This window comes from Psychrobacter sp. (assembly GCF_035469765.1).
In the GTDB taxonomy this organism is placed as follows: domain Bacteria; phylum Pseudomonadota; class Gammaproteobacteria; order Pseudomonadales; family Moraxellaceae; genus Psychrobacter.
This window is the reverse complement of sequence record NZ_DATIRM010000209.1, coordinates 1-7071: the sequence shown is the minus strand read 5'-3', so window position 1 is coordinate 7071 and position 7071 is coordinate 1. Positions and strand designations below refer to the sequence as shown.

Here is a 7071-nt window from a genome sequence, read left to right as displayed (position 1 = left end):
CCTGCACGCCATTTGTGCCTTCGTGGATGGGATTCAGACGATTGTCACGCCAAAACTGCTCGGCATGATATTCGCGCGTATAACCGGCACCACCCAATACTTGTATACCCAAATCATTGGCTTTTGGCCCATATTCAGACGGCCACGCTTTTAAGACTGGGGTCAACAAGTCTAACAATTCTGACAGCTCATTCTTTAGCGTTGCATCTTCACAGGTATTGATACGGTCAATAAGGTTTGAGCCGTATAAGCACAAGGAGATACCACCCTCAGAGTAGGCCTTTTGCGCGAGTAACATACGCTTTACGTCACCATGATTAATGATAGCCGTTGCCGCATCTTCAGGTTTATTGTTCGGTGCGATTCTACCTTGTGTTCTGTCTTTGGCATAATCGAGCGAATACTGATAACCACGATAACCAATCATCGAGGCGCCAAAGCCAACCGCGATACGTGCCTCATTCATCATTTTGAACATGTAGCGCAAGCCAAAATGTTCTTCACCGATCAGATAGCCATGGCACTCGCCTGCATCACCAAAGCTTAATGCCGTAGAGGTAGCACCTCTATAACCAAGTTTATGAATCAGTCCGGTCAAATGCACATCATTGCGCGCGCCCACCGACAAGTCATCGTTTAAGCGATACTTTGGCACCGCAAATAAGGAGATACCTTTGACACCGCCAGGACCGCCTGGAATTTTGGCCAATACCAAATGGACAATATTGTCAGACAGTTCATGGTCACCTGCTGAGATATAAATCTTGCTACCTTTGACTCGATACGAGCCATCGTCTTGTTTTACAGCGATGGTTTTGATATCAGCAAGTGATGAGCCCGCATGTGGCTCTGTTAGCGCCATCGTTCCAGTAAACTCACCCGTCAGCATACGCGGCATAAAGGCGGCTTTGATATCATCATTAGCAAAGTGTGAGATGACATTGATTGCCGCTGTCGTCAAAAATGGATATGCAGTTGTTGATGGGTTGGCTGCCATAAAGTAGCCTGCTACTGCTGTCATAACCGTTTCAGGCAGCTGCATACCACCGTCTTCAAAACTATAACGACCTGCGATAAAGCCAGACTCGCGAAACGCATCAAAGGCGACTTTGACGTCATCTATCATGCTGACCTTTTTACCATCAAACTGTGGCTCGTTTTTATCAGCCATATGATTATGCGGCAAAAATAAATCAGTCGCGATCTTATTGGCAGTGTTCAATACCGCATCAAAGGTTTCGCGGCTGTGTTCCGAAAACTTTGCGTGCTCGGTGAGTGATTCTGTCCCTAATACATCATAGAGCTGGAACGGTAATTCAAAATCGTTGATAAGCGTATTTGCTGCCATAGTATTCTCGTTAACTTATTAAATTTGGTTATCAACTGATATTAATCTAATTTAACGCCTTGCCGTATTGTCATTTATGACATAATTATGGTCATAAATGACAAATATAATGCCTATAATTAGAGAAGCTCAGCCAAAAAAACTATTTTTTGACAAGAGTAATTAAAGGAAAACAGACAGCTATGCCTTATTTCAAACCACTAAAAGTCATCATCGTCGGCTTCGATGGTGTGCTCGGCAGCGCGTTGACAGGGGCGTTAGACCTATTTTCATTTACCGGAGTCAGCTGGCAACGGTTTTTGGATGAAGCAGTAGAGCCGAGGTTTAATGTGCAGATTGCCAGCCTAGGCGGTGTGGATATCAGATGTAGCAACCGCTTAATCATGCAAGCGCATTGCGATATTCAGGACGTGACAGAATGCGACTTACTATTAATCCCAACGATTGGCGATTTAATCGATAAAGTATTAAGCCAAAATAGCGATTTGATTGCACATATAAAGCGACTTGCAAACACCAAAGCAGATATTGCTAGCAACTGTAGCGGTGCTTTCTTTTTGGCAAAGGCAGGATTGCTCGACGATAAGATAGCCACTACCCATTGGGGCTATGCGAGTAAATTTAAGGCAGACTTCCCACTCGTTGACTTACAAGAGGATCAATTTGTCACTCACTCAAAAAGCCAGTCAAAAGACCAATCGGGCAATATATTTTGTGCGGCAGGCGGTAGTGCATTTTATGACTTGGGATTGTTATTGATAGAGCGCTATTGCGGGCGAGAAATTTCTACCCAAGTGGCAAAAACTCAGATTATTGATAGTAAAAGAGGCAATCAAAACAGTTATACCAATGTGACTTTACATAAGCCGCATTCAGACCAGCTGGTCAAGCAAGTACAAGACTTTATCGAGGATAATTTTAAACAGCCTATTCAAATTAGCAGTTTGGCTGCCATGGTTAATATCACCCCACGCACCTTGAATAGACGCTTTCAATCTGCTGTCGCCATGCGTCCGATTGAATATATTCAAGCGGTGCGCATTGAGCAAGCAAAACGTCTATTAGAATCGGGTGATGTAACGATAAAATCGCTGGCTGAGCAAGTTGGCTATGATGATATCTCATCATTCACCCGCCTTTTTAAGCGCGCCACTGAGCTGACACCCAAAGAGTATCAAGATAAGTTTTCGCGGCTGGCCATTTAGCAATGACAGCGTTTAGTGCTTAGGCATTTTGCCATAAGCCTTCTACGTGGATAGCATCAGCCTTGATGGTTGGATAATCGGTAAATGTCAATTGATAGCCGCCCTCTGTATTAGGAGTCAGCTGACAAGTCGCCCCAAGCGGAAAGCTGTGTTTTTTCCCAATATGACCAAAGCTCATGCCGCTATAAATCGGCAATCCTGTCAGCTTATGCAATTGACGAATCACCGTGGCGACATCATAACGCTTATCGTAGCTGTCCTCACCTGCACCTGATAACGCACCAAACACAATCGCTTGCTGACCCTTAAATATGCCTGCTAAATACAAATCATACAGCATGCGCTCAATACGATAGGCTTGCTCACCCACATCTTCTAAGAACACCATACCGCCGTCAATACGTGGTAAATACTCACTACCTGCCAGCGCCGATACCACACTCAGATTGCCGCCCCAAATAGTGCCGGTTATCGTTTTTGGCTCGGTATTTGTCAAAATACTCGGTAAATTCTGACTGGTTAAGGAGGCATCTCGTATGCTGATAGCCAGATTGGGATTGGTTAATGCTTGTACAAATTGTCGACAGCTGACTTGGTCAGGTTTGGTTTTACCAAACTCACTATAAAGCATCGGGGCAGCAAGCGAGCTCATCTCTCCTTTTGCCAATAATGCGCACTGGATAGCGGTCACATCACTAAAGCCTGCGAGTATGGTGCCCCGCTCCTTCATAACACGACCTAACGTTGACCAATCAACCATCGGTAATAAGCGCACAGCACCATAACCACCACGTACACCAAGTAGCAATTTTGGCGCTTTAATCGCACCCGTAGCGATGTTTTGCAAGTCACTAGCTCGCTGCGAATCAGTACCCGCAAAACGCAGATACTGCCTATTAGTAATCGCAGGATTATCTACTTTAAAACCTGCACAAGCCATGCGATCTAATGCCAACTCATTCCGTTCGTTACTACCACCGACATTGGAGCTGGCAAAAAGCCTCGTCTCGATACTCGGTGTGATACAGCTTGTATTCGGTTGCAGCGTCTCGGGCGATAAGTTTTGTGCTGCTTGTTGTGATGGTAAGCTCTCATCAGTCAGCACAGTTGGTAAGTCATCTTTAGTAAGCTGTTTATTAGTATCTAGCACAATGTTATTAGAAGCCAACGCTTGAGCCATACTTTGGGTCGCTAATAACCCTGCCCCTGCACTGATACCGACTTGACGTAAAAACTGACGACGATTAAGCCTAGAGAATATCTTGGTCATTATTTTACCTTTTGTACCATTTAGTTGATGCTTATTTAACAAGGATATTTACTTAGTAATGAGACTTTAAACAGCTAACATACTATTTAACACGCCCTGAGTATCTCAGTTTTATAACACCATATTATAAACTTAGACTAGGACAGCAACATGATTTAGGATGATCTAGGGTAGTTCAACCCATCATTCTCATCGTCAACAAAACGATACAGAATCACTCATCGTACTATTTGGATGAGTGCGACACTCTTGCTATAGTAAAGAGCGATAAACAATAAATACAACATATAAGGAATACAGATATGGCTGACAAAGAAAAAGATGAAAAGAGCCTGATAGATAGTATTAAACTCATCTTGGGTAAAGAAGACAAAATAAAAGACCAACTTGAAAACGGTCGTGGTCTTGAAGGTTATACTAGTAATTTGCTACTGCTGATGAGTTTGGTAAAAGATTATTATCAAGGCAATTATCGCAATATCCCCTACAAAACCATTTCGGCAGGAGTGATTGGTCTGCTATATGTCATAAACCCTATTGATATCGTTCCAGATTTTATACCCTTTATCGGTCAAGTCGATGACGCACTAGTCCTAAAATTTTGTCTTAAGCTCATGGAAAAGGATTTAGCGAAATACAAAACTTGGAAGGATGAGCAGACATTGCTTAAAGAGACACTGCTTAAAGAGACATTGTCTAAAGATGAAGCATCAAAGCCTACCAATAAAAAACCCGAAGATAAAAGTAAGGACACGAAAAACAAAGAAGGTAAAGATAAATTGTCTAAAAAGTAATCATCACTGGCTATCAGTTGCTATTGAGTGATATATCTAGCATGCATGCGTTTCTATAGCATTTGTAATAAAGACACGGGTAATGGAATGTTTATTAACCGTGTCTTTATATTAGACTGACTATCTGTTTTACCCGTTTAAAAAACCATTAATCCGGAACCTCATAGTTGGCTTTTTCTGGATTAAGACCAAAGGAATAAACAAAGGTTGCAACCAAACTGTTTACGATAATAAAGGGTAAATCGATAGCGGCATGTCCCAGAACATATCGACCAAGTAGCCATGAGACAATCAGCATAATAATAAAGAATCCGCCTAGATACGCTAAGATGGCAGGATGCTTTAGATTGTAAGGCTGCTCAGGTTTGGGCTGCTTATCGAGAACATAGGTTCTAATTGCCCAACCAGCCGCATAAGAAAACCCACCCAAAACCACATAACTAAAAAAATTCATATTGCCTGACTCTAATAATATGACGGTTTATAACAAGGTTATATCTATAAAAAAGTATTTTTATCATAAATAACATGTATGTAATACTGACTGATAGTGCCTAACTAAATACTCTCTTTAACCTCATCAATGACGATATTGGCATGAGGATTGGCCAAAATATCAGTATTGACATCGTCGCATTCGACACGGTAAATAGTATTGGCACCGCGATAGATGTAGGATAAATACTCACTATCAAGTAGCGGATCAATATTGGCATAAACCGGTTTAACATGAGCCAGCACCAAAACCCTATCTGGACGACCAATGACTGCATCGACATTATCAGGGTCAATAGAGAAAAACTGTGGTATGTCGCTATTTTCAATCACTTCTAACGGCTCAGCATCATCCCAAACACGTTTGGCACTTGCCGGCTCTTTCATCTGCATGACCCACGCGCCACCCTGTTGGCTGACTTTTATTTGCGCAGGCTCATCATGACTGACGGTGTAGCAGCCTTCAAATATGGATAAATCTGCTACCGTCTCAACCTTTTTGGTATTGGCTTGAGTATTACTATCATTACAAGCGCTCAAAAGCAGCATGCTACTCGCAGCCATCGCAATCATCCAATGGCTAAGGTTTTTATAAGAGGGCTTTGAGGCTAAGGACATCATAGGGTGATCCTGAATTTTTAAATAAGAAGCTTATATTGATCGCATTATTATTGAACATTATCGAACCGTGCCATCGCACTACATCGCAGCCATTTTAACAGAAAACCACAGCGTTACTATTATGATCTGTGCTTTTACGATTTTGTACATGGCGACTGCCCATAGCTAAGATAGATTTGCTATACTCAAACCCAAAATATGCAGTGCTAGGTTATGTAAAAATTACGCTAGCAAAAACGCTCCATGCTACCTTTATTATTTATTAGGTCAATACGCTTTTATGTCAGACAATCCTACTTCAGCGCAGCAATTTAACATCAACAACACGATGAATCCTTTAGCTGCTAAATCCAATACAACGGTTGCTTATACCGATGGTGCCTGCAAAGGCAATCCGGGTGCTGGTGGCTGGGGCGCGCACCTGATATTTAGTGATGGTCGCACGCAAGATTTGTATGGTGGTGATAAAGAAACGACCAATAATCGCATGGAGCTGATGGGCGCAATACAAGCACTCACTCATAGTCCACATGAGCACAACCTCGAGATTTGGACTGACTCAAGCTATGTCAAGAAAGGCATTACCGAATGGATTGAGGGCTGGAAAAAAAGAGGCTGGAAAACAGCGAGTAAAAAAACTGTCGCCAATCAAGACCTTTGGCAGCGACTAGATGCGCTTTGTCAGCGACGTGATGTTGATTGGCATTGGGTCAAAGGTCATGCTGGACATGCGGGCAACGAAAAAGCGGACGAACTGGCAAACTTGGGAGTTACCTCTAGCAGCGAGAGTTCAGTCGTGACCAACTCGCAAGAAATAGCTAAAAAAAATGAGCCAATAGTGACAGATAAAAACCTAAACGCTAGCGATGATTGGCTGAAATTTGATCCGCTTGGTTTTGATATGATGGATGATGAGCTTGATGCAGAACTACTAGATAGTCAAAGCTATCATGATACGATGATAAATATAGACGCTTTAGCTGAAGAAAATAGTAGTCAGTACAATGCCACCAAACCAATGAGTGATATAGAAATGCCAGAATCCCAGACACCCATGACTGAAACAAGCATCCATAACCATGCGTCCGATATGGTTACTAATGTAGAAGCGGATACGCCAAAATTCGATGGTGACACCAGCCGTGCCAATCCATATTTTATACCGCTGCTACCCAATCCCATCCATCGTCATGAATCTGATCGTCAGCTCATTATGGATACGGAGACCACCGGTCTTGACCCGTTAAAAGGCGATCGCATCATCGAAGTCGGTATTGTAGAGATGATCGGACGTAAATTTACTGGCGAAAAGCTCCACATCTATATCAATCCACAGCG

General features: G+C 42.6%; 7 protein-coding genes. 3 read left to right on the top strand and 4 right to left on the bottom strand.

The window, feature by feature from the left end; all coding sequences use genetic code 11:
* The coding region (locus tag VLN09_RS05935) for an acyl-CoA dehydrogenase family protein (RefSeq protein WP_325244609.1) at positions 1 to 1348 on the bottom strand (1348 nt) is incomplete at its 3' end.
* A gap of 182 nt (positions 1349 to 1530) precedes the next feature.
* Between VLN09_RS05935 and VLN09_RS05930 the strand changes: the two genes are divergently transcribed.
* Positions 1531 to 2553: a GlxA family transcriptional regulator gene (locus VLN09_RS05930; RefSeq protein ID WP_325244607.1), complete on the top strand. Its 1023-nt coding sequence runs from the start codon at positions 1531 to 1533 to the stop codon at positions 2551 to 2553.
* 19 nt (positions 2554 to 2572) lie between these two features.
* Here VLN09_RS05930 and VLN09_RS05925 read toward each other — a convergent pair whose 3' ends face one another.
* Positions 2573 to 3823, bottom strand: coding sequence for an LD-carboxypeptidase (locus VLN09_RS05925; RefSeq protein WP_325244605.1), 1251 nt, complete (start codon positions 3821 to 3823; stop codon positions 2573 to 2575).
* A 302-nt stretch (positions 3824 to 4125) separates the two neighbouring features.
* On the opposite strand from VLN09_RS05925, the gene VLN09_RS05920 reads away from it, so the two are divergent.
* On the top strand, positions 4126 to 4617 hold the full coding sequence (locus tag VLN09_RS05920) for a YkvA family protein (protein WP_325244603.1): 492 nt from the start codon (positions 4126 to 4128) through the stop codon (positions 4615 to 4617).
* A 148-nt stretch (positions 4618 to 4765) separates the two neighbouring features.
* On the opposite strand, the gene VLN09_RS05915 is transcribed toward VLN09_RS05920, so the two are convergent.
* Both VLN09_RS05915 and VLN09_RS05910 read right to left on the bottom strand, forming a co-directional pair.
* Positions 4766 to 5071 carry a hypothetical protein gene (locus VLN09_RS05915; RefSeq protein ID WP_325244601.1) on the bottom strand — a complete coding sequence of 102 codons (306 nt, stop codon included), beginning with the start codon at positions 5069 to 5071 and terminating at the stop codon, positions 4766 to 4768.
* Between the two features lie 104 nt (positions 5072 to 5175).
* Positions 5176 to 5733 (bottom strand): hypothetical protein, encoded by a 558-nt coding sequence (locus tag VLN09_RS05910; RefSeq protein WP_325244599.1) that lies wholly within the window; start codon positions 5731 to 5733, stop codon positions 5176 to 5178.
* Between the two features lie 280 nt (positions 5734 to 6013).
* Between VLN09_RS05910 and rnhA the strand changes: the two genes are divergently transcribed.
* Positions 6014 to 7071: ribonuclease HI (rnhA, locus tag VLN09_RS05905; protein ID WP_325244597.1), on the top strand; the 1058-nt coding region annotated here is incomplete at its 3' end.

What these genes read in the sequence shown, in the direction of transcription:
- VLN09_RS05930 (WP_325244607.1), top strand. Translation starts at nt 1,531, where the DNA reads ATGCCTTATTTCAAACCACTAAAAGTCATCATCGTCGGCTTCGATGGT.
- VLN09_RS05925 (WP_325244605.1), bottom strand. Translation starts at nt 3,823, where the DNA reads ATGACCAAGATATTCTCTAGGCTTAATCGTCGTCAGTTTTTACGTCAA.
- VLN09_RS05920 (WP_325244603.1), top strand. Translation starts at nt 4,126, where the DNA reads ATGGCTGACAAAGAAAAAGATGAAAAGAGCCTGATAGATAGTATTAAA.
- VLN09_RS05915 (WP_325244601.1), bottom strand. Translation starts at nt 5,071, where the DNA reads ATGAATTTTTTTAGTTATGTGGTTTTGGGTGGGTTTTCTTATGCGGCT.
- VLN09_RS05910 (WP_325244599.1), bottom strand. Translation starts at nt 5,733, where the DNA reads ATGATGTCCTTAGCCTCAAAGCCCTCTTATAAAAACCTTAGCCATTGG.